At 52.9% G+C, this 15275-nt stretch carries 18 protein-coding genes; 8 read left to right on the plus strand and 10 right to left on the minus strand.

All coding sequences use genetic code 11. From position 1 onward, the window contains the following. Positions 1-110 precede the first annotated feature (110 nt). The gene (gene gmk / locus QP938_00355; protein ID WIO74387.1) at positions 111-746 is read right to left on the minus strand and encodes a guanylate kinase; all 636 of its coding nucleotides are present in this window, start codon (positions 744-746) and stop codon (positions 111-113) included. A 27-nt stretch (positions 747-773) separates the two neighbouring features. Continuing rightward, entirely contained in the window at positions 774-1637 is an 864-nt protein-coding gene (locus QP938_00360) for a YicC/YloC family endoribonuclease (protein WIO74388.1), read from the minus strand. Between the two features lie 158 nt (positions 1638-1795). Here QP938_00360 and rph point away from each other — a divergent pair, with 158 nt between their 5' ends. Continuing rightward, positions 1796-2524: a ribonuclease PH gene (gene rph, locus QP938_00365; GenBank protein WIO74389.1), complete on the plus strand. Its 729-nt coding sequence runs from the start codon at positions 1796-1798 to the stop codon at positions 2522-2524. A gap of 58 nt (positions 2525-2582) precedes the next feature. Here rph and QP938_00370 read toward each other — a convergent pair whose 3' ends face one another. Further along, complete coding sequence (locus QP938_00370) at positions 2583-3359, minus strand: exodeoxyribonuclease III (protein WIO74390.1); 777 nt, start codon at positions 3357-3359, stop codon at positions 2583-2585. Between the two features lie 153 nt (positions 3360-3512). Here QP938_00370 and pyrE point away from each other — a divergent pair, with 153 nt between their 5' ends. Further along, complete coding sequence (gene pyrE, locus QP938_00375; protein WIO74391.1) at positions 3513-4154, plus strand: orotate phosphoribosyltransferase; 642 nt, start codon at positions 3513-3515, stop codon at positions 4152-4154. Further along, positions 4155-4802 carry a hypothetical protein gene (locus QP938_00380; GenBank protein ID WIO74392.1) on the plus strand — a complete coding sequence of 216 codons (648 nt, stop codon included), beginning with the start codon at positions 4155-4157 and terminating at the stop codon, positions 4800-4802. Here the strand turns inward: QP938_00380 and slmA are convergent. The 4 genes from slmA to coaBC are packed head-to-tail and all read right to left on the minus strand — an operon-like array spanning position 4758 to position 9921. Next, complete coding sequence (gene slmA, locus QP938_00385) at positions 4758-5369, minus strand: nucleoid occlusion factor SlmA (protein ID WIO74393.1); 612 nt, start codon at positions 5367-5369, stop codon at positions 4758-4760. The genes QP938_00380 and slmA overlap by 45 nt on opposite strands. Positions 5370-5385: 16 nt before the next feature. Further along, entirely contained in the window at positions 5386-6285 is a 900-nt protein-coding gene (gene argB, locus QP938_00390) for an acetylglutamate kinase (protein ID WIO74394.1), read from the minus strand. 18 nt (positions 6286-6303) lie between these two features. Continuing rightward, positions 6304-8700: a phosphomannomutase/phosphoglucomutase gene (locus QP938_00395; GenBank protein WIO74395.1), complete on the minus strand. Its 2397-nt coding sequence runs from the start codon at positions 8698-8700 to the stop codon at positions 6304-6306. A gap of 24 nt (positions 8701-8724) precedes the next feature. Then, positions 8725-9921 carry a bifunctional phosphopantothenoylcysteine decarboxylase/phosphopantothenate--cysteine ligase CoaBC gene (gene coaBC, locus QP938_00400; GenBank protein ID WIO74396.1) on the minus strand — a complete coding sequence of 399 codons (1197 nt, stop codon included), beginning with the start codon at positions 9919-9921 and terminating at the stop codon, positions 8725-8727. Positions 9922-10028: 107 nt separating this feature from the next. Here coaBC and radC point away from each other — a divergent pair, with 107 nt between their 5' ends. From radC to rpmG, 3 genes are all read left to right on the plus strand, one after another. Then, positions 10029-10703 carry a DNA repair protein RadC gene (gene radC, locus QP938_00405; protein WIO74397.1) on the plus strand — a complete coding sequence of 225 codons (675 nt, stop codon included), beginning with the start codon at positions 10029-10031 and terminating at the stop codon, positions 10701-10703. Positions 10704-10874: 171 nt separating this feature from the next. Then, complete coding sequence (gene rpmB / locus QP938_00410) at positions 10875-11111, plus strand: 50S ribosomal protein L28 (GenBank protein WIO74398.1); 237 nt, start codon at positions 10875-10877, stop codon at positions 11109-11111. A 38-nt stretch (positions 11112-11149) separates the two neighbouring features. Further along, positions 11150-11317, plus strand: a complete 168-nt coding sequence (gene rpmG / locus QP938_00415; GenBank protein ID WIO74399.1) for a 50S ribosomal protein L33 — start codon at positions 11150-11152, stop codon at positions 11315-11317. A gap of 133 nt (positions 11318-11450) precedes the next feature. On the opposite strand, the gene QP938_00420 is transcribed toward rpmG, so the two are convergent. Then, the gene (locus tag QP938_00420) at positions 11451-11864 is read right to left on the minus strand and encodes a biopolymer transporter ExbD (GenBank protein ID WIO74400.1); all 414 of its coding nucleotides are present in this window, start codon (positions 11862-11864) and stop codon (positions 11451-11453) included. 144 nt (positions 11865-12008) lie between these two features. On the opposite strand from QP938_00420, the gene mutM reads away from it, so the two are divergent. After that, complete coding sequence (mutM, locus tag QP938_00425; GenBank protein ID WIO74401.1) at positions 12009-12824, plus strand: bifunctional DNA-formamidopyrimidine glycosylase/DNA-(apurinic or apyrimidinic site) lyase; 816 nt, start codon at positions 12009-12011, stop codon at positions 12822-12824. On the opposite strand, the gene coaD is transcribed toward mutM, so the two are convergent. After that, positions 12825-13307, minus strand: coding sequence for a pantetheine-phosphate adenylyltransferase (gene coaD, locus QP938_00430; protein WIO74402.1), 483 nt, complete (start codon positions 13305-13307; stop codon positions 12825-12827). A gap of 67 nt (positions 13308-13374) precedes the next feature. Further along, positions 13375-13959: a 16S rRNA (guanine(966)-N(2))-methyltransferase RsmD gene (rsmD, locus tag QP938_00435; protein WIO74403.1), complete on the minus strand. Its 585-nt coding sequence runs from the start codon at positions 13957-13959 to the stop codon at positions 13375-13377. A 140-nt stretch (positions 13960-14099) separates the two neighbouring features. Between rsmD and ftsY the strand changes: the two genes are divergently transcribed. After that, positions 14100-15254: a signal recognition particle-docking protein FtsY gene (gene ftsY / locus QP938_00440; protein WIO74404.1), complete on the plus strand. Its 1155-nt coding sequence runs from the start codon at positions 14100-14102 to the stop codon at positions 15252-15254. Positions 15255-15275: the final 21 nt, after the last annotated feature.

A 15275-nucleotide genomic window follows, 5' to 3' on the forward strand; every position in this document is an offset into this window, starting at 1 on the left:
CTAAACTAGCCCTGTGGGCGATGTTGGAGATCTGTCGCAACCTGCTTTAACAGGCGGCGGAACTGGCTATTGTATAAAATTTCGCCTCACATGCTCAATCTCGGAGGAGATTATTTTTCGCTGCCATCGCGATTGAGCAGATCCTGTAACAATTGCTGATGGCGAACCTGCTGGCTGGATATCTTCAGGCGCTGGCTGGTTATAAGGGATTCGAGCTGAGCAAGGGCAGTTTGAAAGTCGTCATTGATCACCAGATAGTCCGCTTCCGGATAATGGGACATTTCGTTGTCCGCCTCTGCCATGCGTTTTTCAATCACCGTCTCATCGTCCTGTCCACGACCCGTCAGACGCTCACGCAGAGCAGCACGCGATGGCGGCAAGATAAAAATGCCTACAGTTTCAGGCATCAATCGACGCACCTGGGCAGCACCCTGCCAGTCGATTTCCAGAATCACATCCGTGCCTTGCTCCAGGGTTTCTTCAACCCAGTGCTGTGAGGTGCCGTAATAGTTGCCAAACACCTCGGCGTGTTCCAGAAATGCTCCTTCATTGAGCATTTCAATGAACTGCTCTTTGCTGGCAAAGTGGTAGTTCACGCCATCCTGTTCCCCGGGACGCATTGCCCTGGTGGTGTGGCTAACGGAAACCTGCAGGTGATCACAGCGCTCGATCAGCGCCGCCACCAAGCTGGTTTTCCCCGCCCCGGAAGGCGCGGAAACGGTGTAAAGAGTTCCCCGTGCGGACATTAACTGGATTCCCGAGTTAAAAGGTAATTATTCGATATTTTGAATCTGCTCGCGCATCTGTTCAATGAGTACTTTCAATTCCACCGCCGAATTGGTGGTATCGGTGGCAGTGGATTTTGACGACAGCGTGTTGGCCTCGCGGTTGAGTTCCTGCATCAGGAAATCGAGGCGCCGACCGATAGGGGCAGTTTGACCCAGGGTTCGGCGAATTTCGCTGAGGTGTGCTTCCAGACGATCCAGCTCTTCGTCGACGTCGGCACGCTGGGCCAGGTGTACCAGTTCCTGCTCCAATCGGTCGTTGTCCACTTCGCCTTTCAGCTCAGACAGTTTGTCGCGAATTTTCTGTTGTTGGGCAGCCATCAGCTCCGGAAGTCGCTGGCGTACTTTGACCACTTCTTCGGCGATCCCATCGAGGCGCTGCTCAATGAAAGCTTTCAGTTTTTCGCCTTCGCGCTGGCGCGCTTCGCACAGCTGCAGCAAAGTGGCGCTGAACAAGGTTTGTACTTCTGCTTTCAGCATATCGTTATCTACTTCCGGCTCGGCCAGCACGCCCGGATAGCGAAGTACATCCAGGGGCGATACCGGAGCCGGGTTGGTCATCAATGCACTGACCTGCTCGCTGGCGGTGACGTAGCGTTTGGCCTGCTCGAGATTCACTTCGACATCGGCACCGCCCTTTTCCATTTGCAACTGAAGGTAGCAGCCAACCTTGCCACGATTAAGCTGTTTGCGTGCCTGCTCGCGCAGGACCATCTCCAGCTCTCTGGCGGTTTCCGGCAAGCGCAGATCCAGTTCCAGATAGCGGTGGTTTACGGAGCGCACCTCCCAGGTGATGGTTCCCCAGTCAAACTGTGCTGACTGGCGAGCAAAAGCGGTCATACTGCTTGGCATAATTAATCTCGGCTTTAAATAAATCTATGTTAACAGTTAATTGTGTGTGTGGGGAAAGCAGGGCGTGGGAACAACGGATGGTAATTAGCGCATACACAGCGCTATGGTTGCGTTAGAATGCCCGCCTTTATCGAGTACCGTTGACCAAGGAAATTGCTATGTCACGTCCCAGCGGCCGCCGCCCTGAACAGCTTCGCCCCGTCAAAATCACTCGCAACTATACCAAGCATGCCGAAGGTTCGGTGCTGGTGGAGTTTGGCGACACCAAGGTGATCTGTACCGCCAGCGTTGAATATGGTGTGCCTCGCTTTTTGCGTGGTACCGGACAAGGTTGGGTGACCGCCGAATACGGTATGTTGCCGCGCTCCACCGGAGAACGAATGGGTCGGGAGGCCGCTCGCGGCAAGCAGGGTGGTCGCACTTTGGAAATTCAGCGCCTGATCGGTCGTTCACTGCGAGCTGCAGTGGACCTGAAAGCCATCGGCGAAAACACCATCACCATCGACTGCGATGTGATTCAGGCCGACGGTGGCACGCGCACAGCGTCAATCACTGGTGCCTGTGTTGCGCTGTCGGATGCCATCGAATTTCTTCGCAAGGACGGCAAGATCAAAGCCAAAGCCAGTCCGCTGACGACGTTGATCGGTTCAGTATCTGTGGGTATCTATAAAGGCACGCCGGTTCTGGACCTGGACTACGCTGAAGACTCCAACGCCGAAACCGATATGAATGTGGTGATGAACGCCAATGGCGGCTTTATTGAAGTGCAGGGCACCGCAGAGGCGGCACCGTTCACCGCTGAAGAGATGACCCAGATGATGGAGTTGGCGTCCAAGGGAATCAGCCAGCTGATCAATATCCAGAAGATGGCGCTGGCACAATCGTAAGCTTGTTGTCGCGCGTGCCACGCAAAGAACAAAGCTGTAATTCGGGTATATGCCCGAATTACAGCTCTTCGATATCGTAGTCCACGATCACCGGGGAGTGACTGGAAAAAGTCTTGGCTTTGTACATGACGGCGTATTCGACCTTGGGTGACAACTCTCTGGAGATAACCTGGTAGTCCACGCGCCAGCCATCCCCTTCACCATGTTCGCCGGAAGGCCACCAACTGTACTCGTCAGTATCGCGATTGCCGATTCGAAACGCATCGGCATAACCAAGCCCCCTGAACAGGGTGTCCATCCAGCGTCTTTCACTGACCAAATAACCGGACGTTTCCTGGTTGCTGTCGGGGTTTTGTAAATCAATCTCACTGTGTGCCATGTTCCAGTTGCCACAGATGATGTAGTTGCGACGCTTGTGTGAAATTTTTTCCAAGTGAGCCTGTAAATCCTGGAAAAACTGCCGCTTGATATCTTGCGATGGCTCACCGGTTACACCGGAAGGAGCTAGCAGCGAGCCAATACTGATATCGCCAAAGTCGGCTTGCAGATAGCGGCCCTTCATATCTTCGCCACTGGAAAACCCAAAACCATACATCAGGGCTTTGGGCATGGCTCGAGTATAGATAGCAACTCCATTTGATTGTGGCTCGGAGTCGCCAAAGAAATAGGCAAAGTAGCCGTCCAGTTCAAACTGCGGCTGCCACTCCAATTCATGTTCCTGGGCCTTGAGATTCTGCAGGCAGATAACGTCGGCGTCCTGAGAAGTCAGCCAATCATACAAACCTCTCTGGGCTGCCTGATGAATGCCTTCTAAACACAGACTAATGATGCGCATGGTCGCCCCTTATTTTTAGAGCGTGTATCATACCCGACTCTCTCGATTTCAAAAGAGAGAACTGTGATATGTACCTCGAAACCGCCAGCGAGATAATGTTTGGCATATGTTTCCCGGTGTTTTTTTATTGTGATTAGCATTAAAGGTAGAACAATGCAGTCCTATCAGCAGGAATTCCTCGATCTGGCCATTGCCGAGAAGGCACTTAAATTTGGCGAGTTCACCCTTAAGTCCGGGCGCGTCAGCCCCTATTTCTTTAATGCCGGAGAGTTTCACACCGGCGCTGCACTGGCCGCACTGGGCCGTTTTTATGCGGCCGCGATTGAACGCGCTGGCATTGATTACGACCTGATCTTTGGCCCTGCCTACAAAGGTATTCCGTTGGCCTCCACTACTGCAGTGGCACTGGCGGACAAGTTTGGCAAAGATGTACCCTATTGCTTCAACCGCAAAGAAGCCAAGTCTCACGGCGAAGGCGGCACCCTGGTGGGCGCACCTTTGCAAGGTCGTGCGCTGATTATTGACGACGTGATTACCGCCGGTACCGCGATTCGCGAAGTCATGGAAATTCTCAAGGCTCAGGATGCCAAGCCCGCAGCAGTAGTGGTGGGCCTGGATCGCAAGGAGAAGGGGCGCGGTGATTTGTCTGCAATTCAGGAAGTGGAAGCCGAGTTTGGAATTCCGGTAATCAGTATTGTGTCTATCGACGATATCATCCAATATTTGAAAGAGAACTCAGACAACAGTGACGTTGTCGATAGAATCGTGGAGTATCGCACCAACTACGGGGTGTAAATGGATATGAAACCTTTATTGTTTGTTCCGGGTTTGACGCTGTCGGCGGTGTTGGCTATGGCTTTATTCAGCGAGTCCTATGCTGCTGATAAGCTGTATCGCTATCGCAACTCGGAGGGCGTACTGGTAATCGACTATCAGGTACCTCCGCAGTACGTTTCTAACGGTTACGATGTTCTGAGTCCTACAGGACGGTTGCTTGAGAGGATACCGCCTTATGTCAGTGATGCCGGCGATGCGACTGAAAAGGCAAGAGCTGTGCAGCGAGCGGAGGATAACTTCCTGTTGCGCAGCTACAGCTCGGTTGAAGAGATTATCGAGGCAAGGGATCGCAAACTGAAAACCCTGCAAAGGGAAATCGATAACATTGAGCGCAACATCATTGATACTCAAGGCCAGCGCCGTATCCAGGAACGCAAGGCGGCTGATCAGCAGCGTGCAGGTCGTGAAGTGCCCAAGTCATTACTTGAGCAGATGGAGGGCTTGCGCGAGCGAGAAGAAGATGCGGCTATGATGTTGGGTGTGCGCCGCTCCGAGCTCAAGGAAGCAGAGCTGCGCTTTGCCAACTACATCAGTCGTTACGGGGAGTTGATTGAAGATTTGTCAGTTGACACCGAAACCAGCGAACAGGCCGCCAGCAATCAGTGACCATTGTTCTGACCAGTTTTCGGTCGGGTTTCGCTTAAAGCCGCTACGCACAAACTGACCGATACGCCCCTCTGCCGTTGCCAGCATCAGGTTGGCCGCCATCCCCGGCGGTAGTTGCAGACGTATAGCTTCTGCAATCTCCGCTTCCCGCAGCAGTTGCTTGAGCTGCGTTTCCAGACGATCAAACAGTTGCACCACCCGCTGGTGCAGGCGCGCTGTTTCACCGGTCAGGGCGTCACCGTTCAGGATGCGGGTGATACCCGGATTGCGCTCGGCAAAAGTCAGTAACAGGCTCAAAATACGCTGGCAACGTGATTCGGCACTGGCGGAGTCGGAGACAATTCGGTTTATACGGGAAAACAGCGTCTCCTCGATAAAATCAATAAGCCCCTCATACATCTTGGTTTTGCTGGGAAAGTGACGATACAGGGCAGCTTCTGATACACCTACCTCACGAGCCAATGCAGCGGTGGTGATTCGCGAGCCGGGCGAAGTCTCCAGCATTCGTGCCAGAGATTGGAGAATCTGCTGGCGACGATTTGGTTTATTGTTAGTGTTATCTGTCATGGCTGTCCCCGGCTGATTAATTGGGGTTGGTGATCAATGTACCGACGCCTGCGTCAGTAAATATTTCCAACAGTACGGAGTGTGGCACTCGACCATCAATGATATGGGCTGTTTTCACGCCGTTCATCACTGCTTCCAAAGCACAGCGAATTTTGGGAAGCATGCCGCCGTAGATGGTACCGTCCGCAATCAGTGCTTCTACCTGCTCAGTGGTCAAGCCGGTGAGAATGTTGTCCTGCTTGTCTTTTAGTCCGGAGACATTGGTCAGCAGCATCAATTTTTCGGCGTGGAGTACTTCGGCGAGTTTTCCTGCAACCAGGTCAGCATTGATGTTATAAGAAGCTCCGTCTGCACCTACCCCGATTGGGGCGATCACTGGAATAAAATTGCCCTTGGTAAGCATGTCGATCACATCGGTGTTGATGTTCTCCACCTCGCCAACATGACCGATGTCGATAATTTCCGGCGCGGACATTTCCGGTGTTTGGGCGGTAACCTTGAGCTTTTTGGCTCGAATTAACTGACCATCTTTGCCGGTGACACCTACTGCACTGCCCCCAGCGGTATTGATCAGGCTGACAATCTCTTTATTCACAGCGCCGCCCAGAACCATTTCTACGACGTCCATGGTTTTGCTGTCAGTTACACGCATGCCGTTGATAAATTGCGAGTTGATGTTCAGCTGTTCCAGCAAGGTGCCAATCTGGGGGCCACCGCCATGTACAACAACAGGGTTCATACCAACCAGCTTCATCAGTACGATGTCGTGGGCAAAATTGCGTTTTAAGGCTTCGTCGACCATCGCATTGCCACCGAACTTCACCACAATGGTTTTGCCGGTAAATCGTTGTATGTAAGGCAATGACTCGGTCAGAACTCGAGTAAAATTGACGGCTTCGTCAAGATCCAGGGACATATAGCGTCCTCCGCTCAGTTAATCATTCAAACTTAAATTAAGATCAGGGGCGACTTTTTGCAGTTGTGACATCAGCAGGTCGCGTGCGTTGTTCAGTGCCTCTTTGGTGTCGCCCTCAAAACGCAGCGTCAATGCTGGCGAGGTGTTTGAGGCGCGCACCAGGCCCCAGCTATCGGCAAAGTCGATTCTCAGCCCATCGATCCGGGTGATTTTCGCGTCTGCGAATTCCCCGTTTTCTAATAACTCATCAATCAGGGCAAACTTTCGCTCTTCCGGAACATCCAGCTTGAGCTCGTCGGTGCTGACGCACTCGGGCAGGGTGCTGATTATTTCGTCCAGGGTTTGTTCTCTCAACGAAAGAATTTCAATCAGGCGCGCAGCACTGTAAATGCCATCATCAAAACCAAACCAACGATCCCTGAAAAACATATGGCCGCTGAACTCGCCGCCCAGAGGTGCATTCAGTTCTGTGATTTTACTGCGCATGTGGGAGTGACCGGTTTTCCACATGACAGGGCGACCGCCATAACTGCCGATAACCGCGCCAAGACGACGTGTGCACTTTATATCAAACACAATGTCCGCGCCCGGTTGGCGAGTCAGTACATCCCGGGAAAAGATCATCATCAATTCATCCGGCCAGACTATGCGGCCAGAGCCGGTAACTGCTACCAGACGGTCGCCGTCCCCATCCAGTGCCAGCCCCAGATCGGCCCCCTGATGCTTGACGATATTGATCAAGTCTTGCAGGTTCGCCGCAATGGAGGTATCTGGCAGGTGGTTGGGGAAATTACCGTCCACATCGCAGTACAGTTCCGTCACATCGCAACCCAGTTGTTGGAGAAGCTGCGGAATAATAGGCCCGGCAACGCCATTGGAAGCATCGACCACCACTTTCAGGTCGTGGGCCGGAACGATGTCGTCGGCAATGCGATCAATGTAGCGGTCTACCATATCCAGGGTCTGTTTCTGGCCGCCACCGGGTTGTTCCTGATCGGAAATCATGCGTTCTTTCAGCGCATCCATGTCATCGCCACCAAGAGGATGACCGGCAATTGTCATTTTGAACCCATTGTACTCTGGCGGGTTGTGGCTGGCAGTTACTGTAACCCCGGAAAAAGTGTCAGGTAGCTCGTTGAGGGTGAAGTTGACCAGCGGTGTTGGCGCCTGACCCAGAGCAATTACGTCACAACCGCTGGCGAGTATGCCTTTAACCAGCGCATCGAAAAGCTTCGGGCTACTGATGCGGCCATCGTGTCCGGCGACTATGACGTGGTCTTCTTTTTCCAGTGCCATATGTCCCAGAGCTAAACCAAGCTTTTCGGCAAATGTTTCATCAATCTGATTTTTGTAAAGACCACGTATGTCGTAGGCCCGAAACACAGAGTGAGGGATCGTATCGTTAGGCCCTTCCTCTGGCAGTTGCAGGTCAAATACCTGCTCGTCTGTGTCGCAATCACCAGGCTCCGAGGCTGAGGGGTTGGAAGCTGCTTCACTGATTTTTGCCAAATAAGAGGATGCCGAAGCCAGTTCCAACTCGGCTTGTTCCTGCTCATGTTTACGTTGTTTCTCAGCTTCCCGTAATTGATGGTGGTGTTGATACAGTTTGAAAACCCGATAACCGAGCGTCACAAGAAGGCCCAGTAATATGGTTGTCATCAGATATAGAAGAATTTGTGCGAAAAGCCCCGGCTTGTGCGCGTCCACTGTGGATTGTGGTGGTGTGTACTCAAGCTGCCAGCGCGGGCTGGCGGCGTTTACCCTGACCGAGGGCGCATTGGCAGCACCATTGCCCAGAGTAAGAAAGAGAGGCGTTCCATTTCTGGCCTGTTGGTAGAGCTTGACCTGGCCCGCAACGCTTTTTGCTTTTTGAAGATGATCGGTCAATGCGCTGACGGGAAAGCTGACAAGCAGGCAGCCAGACCGGTCGCCTGCGACTGGTTCAGCCATCAAGACGGACCAGTCCTGATTGTGCTTCATGGCTTCCGGCGACACGGTCTCCCCTTCAAATGTGCGGTGTGCCATATCTTTGGCGACAAAGCTCAGTGAATCATCATCGATACTTTCCTGATCCACTAATTTGAGGTAGTTAGATCCCGGTAGTAGTTGAGCAAGACTGTGTTCAATTCGAACTCGCTCCTCGGCTTTGGCATTGAGGGCGGCGGATGCCAGTGACTGGCTGGCCAATTGCTGCAGCTGTTTGCGATGTTGTTGCAGGAATTGATCAATGTCATCAGCAATTTGGCTTGCTTGCACAGTAGCGGCACTTTGCACGCCAACGGTTGCCGGTTCAGTAACCAACTTTTGGTAGGTCCATTGGGTTAAAAGCAATAAGCAGAGAAAGCCAACCAATAGAGCAGCGTTGAGAATGTTCGGTTTGTTATTCGCAAACCGGGCAATAGGCGCTTGAGTCACGTTTTTGAAAGCCTGTTAGTACTTTTATTGGGGCATCAGCTCTGCGATATGGCGAATTAACTCGCGGGCTAATGTCTGTTTATTCATTTTTGGCAGCAGCTGGGAGCCATTGACTCCAACCATCAAAACCTGATTTTCATCGCTGTTAAAGCCAATGCTTTCATCGGCTACATTATTGGCAATAACCAGATCCAGTCCTTTACGAGCCAGCTTGTCGCGAGCGTACTGCTCCAGCTGGTTGGTTTCTGCTGCGAAGCCAACAGTAAATGGGCGGTCTTTCCGTGTGGCAATGCTGGCCACAATGTCCGGATTTTTGATCAGGCGCAGGGTGATTTCATCCCCGCTTTTCTTGATTTTCTGCCGGGAAACATCGACTGGTCGGTAGTCGGCCACCGCAGCTGTGGCGATAAAAAGGTCCGCACCAACAGCCTCTGCCTGAGCGGCATCGTACATTTGCTGGGCACTGGTAACGTTAACCACTCGAACCCGATCGGGAGCTGGCAGAGTTACTGGGCCACTGATCAAAATTGTCTCGGCACCAGCTTCTGCGGCGGCACTGGCAATCGCATAGCCCATTTTTCCGGAGCTGTGGTTACTGATGTAGCGTACCGGATCCATTGCTTCGCGTGTTGGACCGGCGGTGATCACCACGCGGCGCCCAGCCAGCAAGCCGGTTTCAAATAGTTGTGATGCCATCTCTGTCAATTGGCCAGGCTCCAGCATTCGCCCGGGGCCGATATCGCCACAGGCCTGGGAACCTTCCGCGGGGCCGAAAATGTGGATATTGCGCTCAGCCAGTATTTTGAGATTATTTTGCGTTGCCGGATCGCGATACATGGCTTGGTTCATTGCTGGCGCGACGGCTATTGGTGCAGGGCAGGCCAGACAGAGGGTTGCCAGCAGGTCATCGCCCTGGCCATTGGCGATGCGAGCGATAAAGTCAGCTGATGCTGGCGCCACCAGCAATAAGTCTCCCCAGCGCGCCAGCTCGATATGCCCCATTGCCGCTTCGGCTTCAGTGTCCAGCAGATCCAGGTGTACCTGCTTGCCTGACAGCGCCTGCATGGTGAGCGGGGTAATGAACTCAGTGGCTGCACGGGTCATAACTACTCGCACATCTGCACCAGCGTCCTGTAAGCGACGCACCAGATCAGCGCTTTTATAGGCGGCAATACCGCCAGTTACACCCAATAAAACGCGTTTGTTAGCCAGTGAACTCATGGAAAACCTGCAAAACCTGATATAGGTCGCTAAGATACCTGTTACGTCGCGCTCTGAAAAGACGTGACGTGGCACAGGAAGTGAATAGTTACTGACAAGGAGTGTTTATGAGTATTCGGGAATGGCCTGAAGGTGAACGTCCGCGTGAGCGAATGATTGAGCTCGGGGCGGGTGCGTTGTCCGATGCCGAGTTGCTGGCAATTTTTTTGCGCACGGGAAGTCACGGCTTATCAGCGGTAGATCTCGCTCGAGAGTTGCTGACTAATTTTGGTGGGTTGGCGCCACTACTGGAATCTTCACGCGAGCAGTTTTGTGGCCATCGCGGGCTGGGAGAGGCCAAGTACACTCAATTGCAGGCGGCGCGCGAGTTGTCCAATCGCCACTTGCAGGAACGTTTGCGCAGGGAAGAAGTGTTTACCAATCCGGGTGCGGTTGTCTCTTATCTGCGGCTGCGCATGCAAGGATTGCGTCAGGAGGTGTTTGCGGTACTGTTTATGGATAGTCAACACCGCCTGATCAATTACGAAGAGTTGTTTCGAGGTACCATTGACGGTGCGGCTGTGTATCCTCGTGAAGTGGTGCGTCGCGCGCTGGAATTAAATGCTGCCGCTCTGATTCTGGCCCACAATCATCCATCTGGCATTGCGGAGCCAAGCGAAGCAGATGTACAAATAACCGATCGGCTGAAACGGGCGCTGGAGCTGATTGATGTTCGAGTACTTGATCATATAATAGTCGGCTCGGGAGAGGTGGTGTCGCTGGCAGAGCGAGGCAGGTTGTAGCGAAATTGGATAAAATTTATACCAAAATTTGCAGAATTATTTGCGTGCAGAACTGCTTTCTGGTATAAATCGCGCCTCTTTGCGGGCTGGCCCCGCTACTTCCCGTGGTAAATACGGTCAATTTATGTTCATCGCCCCAGTGGCGAGGTTAAAGGGTATAGAGGCAAAGCCATGTCCAAAGTATGTCAGGTTACCGGCAAGCGTCCGATGACTGGTAACAATGTATCACACGCCAAAAACCGCACTCGTCGTCGGTTTGAGCCAAACCTGCACACTCACCGTTTTTGGGTGGAAGCAGAGAAGCGTTTCGTGAAACTGCGCGTTTCTACCAAAGGTCTGCGCACGATCGACAAGAAAGGCATCGAGCAGGTGCTGACTGAAATTCGCGCTCGCGGCGAAAAAGTTTAAGCGCCCCGGCGTCACTGAATCGAGAGAGGAGCTAGCCGATGGCTAAGTCAAATCGTGACAAAATCAAGCTGGTATCCAGTGCTGGTACTGGTCACTACTACACTACTGACAAGAACAAGCGTACTACTCCAGACAAGCTGGAAATGAAAAAGTACGATCCGGTTGTTCGTCAGCACGTGATGTACAAAGAAGCCAAAATCAAGTAATTGATGGCTTCGCAAAAAAACCCGCTTCGGCGGGTTTTTTTGTGCCTGGAAATTATAGAGCCAGCCAAATCCAGGGTTTCAGTCAGGCAATAAAAAAGCCCGCCATTGGCGGGCTTATGAATCAGTGAAGCGATTATTTTTCTTTGGTGGTGTTCAGAGCAATGTCGTAAACACCCGCTTCTCGAGCCTGGTCTGCAATCTGGATATAGATCTCAGTGCTGGCATGTGGTGATGCCTGAATAATCACCTTGCCTTCTGGATTCTCGGCTTTCATCCGCTCGACGTTGGCGCGAACAGCCCGAGCGTCAATACGACGACTGCCAACAAAAATTTCGTCATTGGCAGTAACCCGCAAAGTCAGGTTTTTAAGTTTTGGTTGTTCATCACTTGGTGGTGCTGCCGGCGGGCGATTTACCTCAATGCCGGATTCCTTCACAAAGGATGCTGTTACGATGAAGAAGATCAGCATAATAAACACGACGTCCAACATGGGCGTCAGGTCAATCTCTGATTCTTCTTCGACCTTTCTTCTCTTGCCTAAGGCCATAAGGTACCCCTACCTCTAGATGCGTGAGTGATATCGACATCTGACAAAACGCCAGTGTGCACACTCAATAATATTGTCATGGATGGATCAACTCCTTAGTATGCCAGAGGTATTTATGTTTTGTCACCAATCGTCCTATAAACAATGCCCGAATTACCTGAAGTAGAGACAACCCTACGCGGAATAGAGACTTATGTATCCGGTCGTTCTGTAAAGCAGGTTGTAGTGAGGAATTTCAGCCTGCGATGGCCGGTACCTCGAAACATCAATGCCGTTTTGGCTGGCCAGAAGGTACATAAGCTGTGGCGCCGCGCCAAATATTTACTCTGGCAGTGCGAGTCAGGACATATGCTGCTCCACTTGGGCATGTCCGGCAGCCTGCGAGTGGTGCCCGTGGGCAGTCCGGCGGGCAAACACGATCACGTTGATATCGAGATGGATAATGGTCAGGCAATTCGCCTTACAGACCCGCGGCGCTTTGGTGCGCTACTGTGGCTGGAGGGTGATCCTGAACAGCATACGCTGCTGGCGCAACTGGGACCAGAGCCTTTAACGGGTGCTTTTGACGGTGAGAGACTCTATCGAATGTCTCGCAATCGAAAAGTCCCGGTTAAAACTTTTATTATGGATAACAAAACAGTGGTAGGGGTTGGCAATATCTACGCCAACGAAGCGCTGTTTGAAAGCGGCATTGATCCCCGACGTGCAGCAGGTCGAATTTCCAGGGAGCGTTACCTGAGGCTGGCTGACACGATCAAAGAAGTATTGGCTCGCGCGATTGCCCAGGGAGGAACAACCCTCAAGGACTTTGTCGGCGGTGACGGCAAGCCAGGGTATTTTGCTCAGGAGTTAAAAGTGTACGGGCGGAGCGAGCAGCCCTGCGTGCATTGCTCAAAACCATTACAGGAAATCAGGATGGGGCAGCGCACCACGGTGTTTTGCAGCCACTGCCAGACCTGACTATTTGTTGAATTTCTCTTGAAGTGCCTTGGCTACTGCCGGGTGAACAAAGGCGGAAATATCTCCACCCAGAGAGCCGATCTCGCGAACCAGGGACGATGAGATATAGGAGTGTTTTTCTGCCGGCGTCAGGAAGATGCTCTCGGCATCTGCAGACAACGCCCTGTTCATATTGGCAAGCTGAAACTCGTATTCAAAGTCTGACACAGCGCGCAAGCCCCGAAGCACGGCCTGGGCGCCGCACTGGTGCAGGAAGTCCACCATCAGGCCCTCGAATCCCAAAACCTCGACTTTATCGCCCAGGTGAGCGAGGGCCTCTTCGGCAAGTGCAATGCGCTCTTCCAAGGTAAACAGCGGCTGTTTTTTCTCATTGCTGGCAATCGCTACCACAATTTTGTCAAACAGGCGGCAAGCACGTTCAACCAGATCGATATGGCCATTGGTAATGGGGTCGAAGGTGCCGGGATAGATGATCTTTCTCATACGATTTTTTGGCCTTGGGGCGATTTGTTTCGTGGCGATAGTAGTCAACTCGGTTAACAGGTGCAATTCAGACCGAGCGTTGGTAGAGGCGACAAGTCACCTGACCGGAGTGCTTCTCTTTGATCAGTTGCCAGTTGTCGGGAAGTTTAGGCGCCTGATGCAGAGGGGTCTCCACATAGATCAGGGCATTTTCGGTGAGCCACTGGCGTTGTTCCAGTAACTCACATGCTGGTTCAAGCAGGGGTTGGCTGAACGGTGGGTCGAGAAACACCAGGTCAAATTTCTGGTTGGCTGACTGGTCGAGCCACTTCAGGGCACTGTTGTGAACCACGATGGCGTTATCGGCACTGAGGGTCTGGCAGTGCTGTTTGAGATGCCTTGCTGCATTGTCGTTGAGCTCTACCAATGTGGCGTGTGCGGCTCCCCGGGATAGTGCCTCAAGCCCCAGCGCACCGGAGCCGGCAAACAGATCCAGGCAATAACTGCCGGGCAGTTCGAAATTGACCCAGTTAAACAGCATCTCTCGCAGCCGATCGCCGGAAGGGCGCAGTCCGTCTACGTCGGGAAAGGTCAATTTGCGGCCGCGCCATTTGCCACCAATGATGCGCAATTGATTGCTGACGCGACGTTGCTGGGTGCGCGCTTTGGTCAAGAAGAACTCCAATAACAGCTGATTGATCACAGATGGTGGCCGTTGCTACTCCAGTCCACCGTAAAGAGGTGTTAGGATACACCACTTTGCGCACCTGACCGACTGGCGGCAGGGCGATGATTGCCAAACAGAACTTTCCAATGTCCGATTCTTCACAAAGTAATCCTGAAAATTCCGAGCAGACTTCCCGCAAAAAAGGTGGGTTGTTTGGTCTTTTTCGTCGCAGCGAGCCGGTGTCGCAACCGGAAGCTGTCACAGAAGCAGAGGTTGTGCAGCAGGAGCTGCCTGAGCAGCCAGCCGGTGTTGAGACTACGGAGTCGCAAGCCGTTGAGCCAGATATTGTCCAACCGGAAACCACCGAAAAGCCCAAGGCCAGTTTTCGCGAGCGCATACGCCGCGCCTTGGCGCGTACAGGCTCTGGATTGGGCAATCTGTTTCTGGGTCGCAAGACCATCGACGATGACCTGCTCGACGAACTTGAAACCCTGCTGTTGATGGCCGATGTCGGCGTAGAGGCCACCAGTGAGATCATCGAGACCCTCACCGAGCGGGTCAAGCGCAGCGAATTGAAAGACAGTGACGCCCTGCAAAAAGCCCTTCAGGATCTGCTGCAGGATCTGCTGGTGCCTTGCGAGCAACCGCTGGTGTGCGAAACCGGCAATAACACTCCATATGTTCTTTTGGTGGTGGGTGTGAACGGTGTCGGTAAAACCACCACTATTGGCAAGCTCGCCAAGCGTCTGCAATCCGAGGGTAAATCGGTGATGCTCGCTGCGGGCGATACCTTCCGCGCCGCTGCAGTAGAGCAATTACAGGTTTGGGGGCAGCGCAACAATGTCCCGGTGGTAGCCCAACACACCGGTGCCGACAGCGCCTCGGTTATTTTTGACGCCATTCAGTCCGCACAGGCGCGTAATGTCGATGTGATCATTGCCGACACGGCCGGCCGTCTGCACACCAAGAGCAATCTGATGGAAGAGCTCAAAAAGGTACAGCGAGTCATTCAGAAGCTGGACGGAACTGCGCCCCATGAAGTCCTGCTGGTGCTGGATGCAGGTACTGGCCAAAATGCCCTGTCGCAGATGCAGCAGTTCCACAATGCAGTCGCAGTTTCCGGTATTGCGTTAACCAAGCTCGATGGTACCGCTAAGGGTGGTATCGCCTTTGCGTTGTGCCGCAAGTTTGGTGTGCCGATTCGCTTTGTCGGCGTCGGCGAGGGCGTGGACGATTTGCAGCCCTTTGAAGCGAAAGAATTTGTTTCCGCGCTGCTGCGCAGTGATCGGGACGCCGTTTAAGAGCCAGGATTCAACGGCAAC

The sequence above is a fragment of the Porticoccaceae bacterium LTM1 genome (genome assembly GCA_030252795.1).
GTDB lineage: Bacteria > Pseudomonadota > Gammaproteobacteria > Pseudomonadales > Porticoccaceae > SCSIO-12696.

Bases quoted from the DNA above. Each gene is read 5' to 3' on its own strand.
- argB (WIO74394.1), bottom strand. From the start codon at position 6,285: ATGTCCCTGGATCTTGACGAAGCCGTCAATTTTACTCGAGTTCTGACC.
- radC (WIO74397.1), top strand. From the start codon at position 10,029: ATGAGTATTCGGGAATGGCCTGAAGGTGAACGTCCGCGTGAGCGAATG.
- rpmG (WIO74399.1), top strand. From the start codon at position 11,150: ATGGCTAAGTCAAATCGTGACAAAATCAAGCTGGTATCCAGTGCTGGT.
- QP938_00380 (WIO74392.1), top strand. From the start codon at position 4,155: ATGGATATGAAACCTTTATTGTTTGTTCCGGGTTTGACGCTGTCGGCG.
- QP938_00370 (WIO74390.1), bottom strand. From the start codon at position 3,359: ATGCGCATCATTAGTCTGTGTTTAGAAGGCATTCATCAGGCAGCCCAG.
- mutM (WIO74401.1), top strand. From the start codon at position 12,009: ATGCCCGAATTACCTGAAGTAGAGACAACCCTACGCGGAATAGAGACT.
- coaBC (WIO74396.1), bottom strand. From the start codon at position 9,921: ATGAGTTCACTGGCTAACAAACGCGTTTTATTGGGTGTAACTGGCGGT.
- gmk (WIO74387.1), bottom strand. From the start codon at position 746: ATGTCCGCACGGGGAACTCTTTACACCGTTTCCGCGCCTTCCGGGGCG.
- ftsY (WIO74404.1), top strand. From the start codon at position 14,100: ATGTCCGATTCTTCACAAAGTAATCCTGAAAATTCCGAGCAGACTTCC.
- rph (WIO74389.1), top strand. From the start codon at position 1,796: ATGTCACGTCCCAGCGGCCGCCGCCCTGAACAGCTTCGCCCCGTCAAA.
- QP938_00360 (WIO74388.1), bottom strand. From the start codon at position 1,637: ATGCCAAGCAGTATGACCGCTTTTGCTCGCCAGTCAGCACAGTTTGAC.
- slmA (WIO74393.1), bottom strand. From the start codon at position 5,369: ATGACAGATAACACTAACAATAAACCAAATCGTCGCCAGCAGATTCTC.
- QP938_00420 (WIO74400.1), bottom strand. From the start codon at position 11,864: ATGGCCTTAGGCAAGAGAAGAAAGGTCGAAGAAGAATCAGAGATTGAC.
- coaD (WIO74402.1), bottom strand. From the start codon at position 13,307: ATGAGAAAGATCATCTATCCCGGCACCTTCGACCCCATTACCAATGGC.
- pyrE (WIO74391.1), top strand. From the start codon at position 3,513: ATGCAGTCCTATCAGCAGGAATTCCTCGATCTGGCCATTGCCGAGAAG.
- rpmB (WIO74398.1), top strand. From the start codon at position 10,875: ATGTCCAAAGTATGTCAGGTTACCGGCAAGCGTCCGATGACTGGTAAC.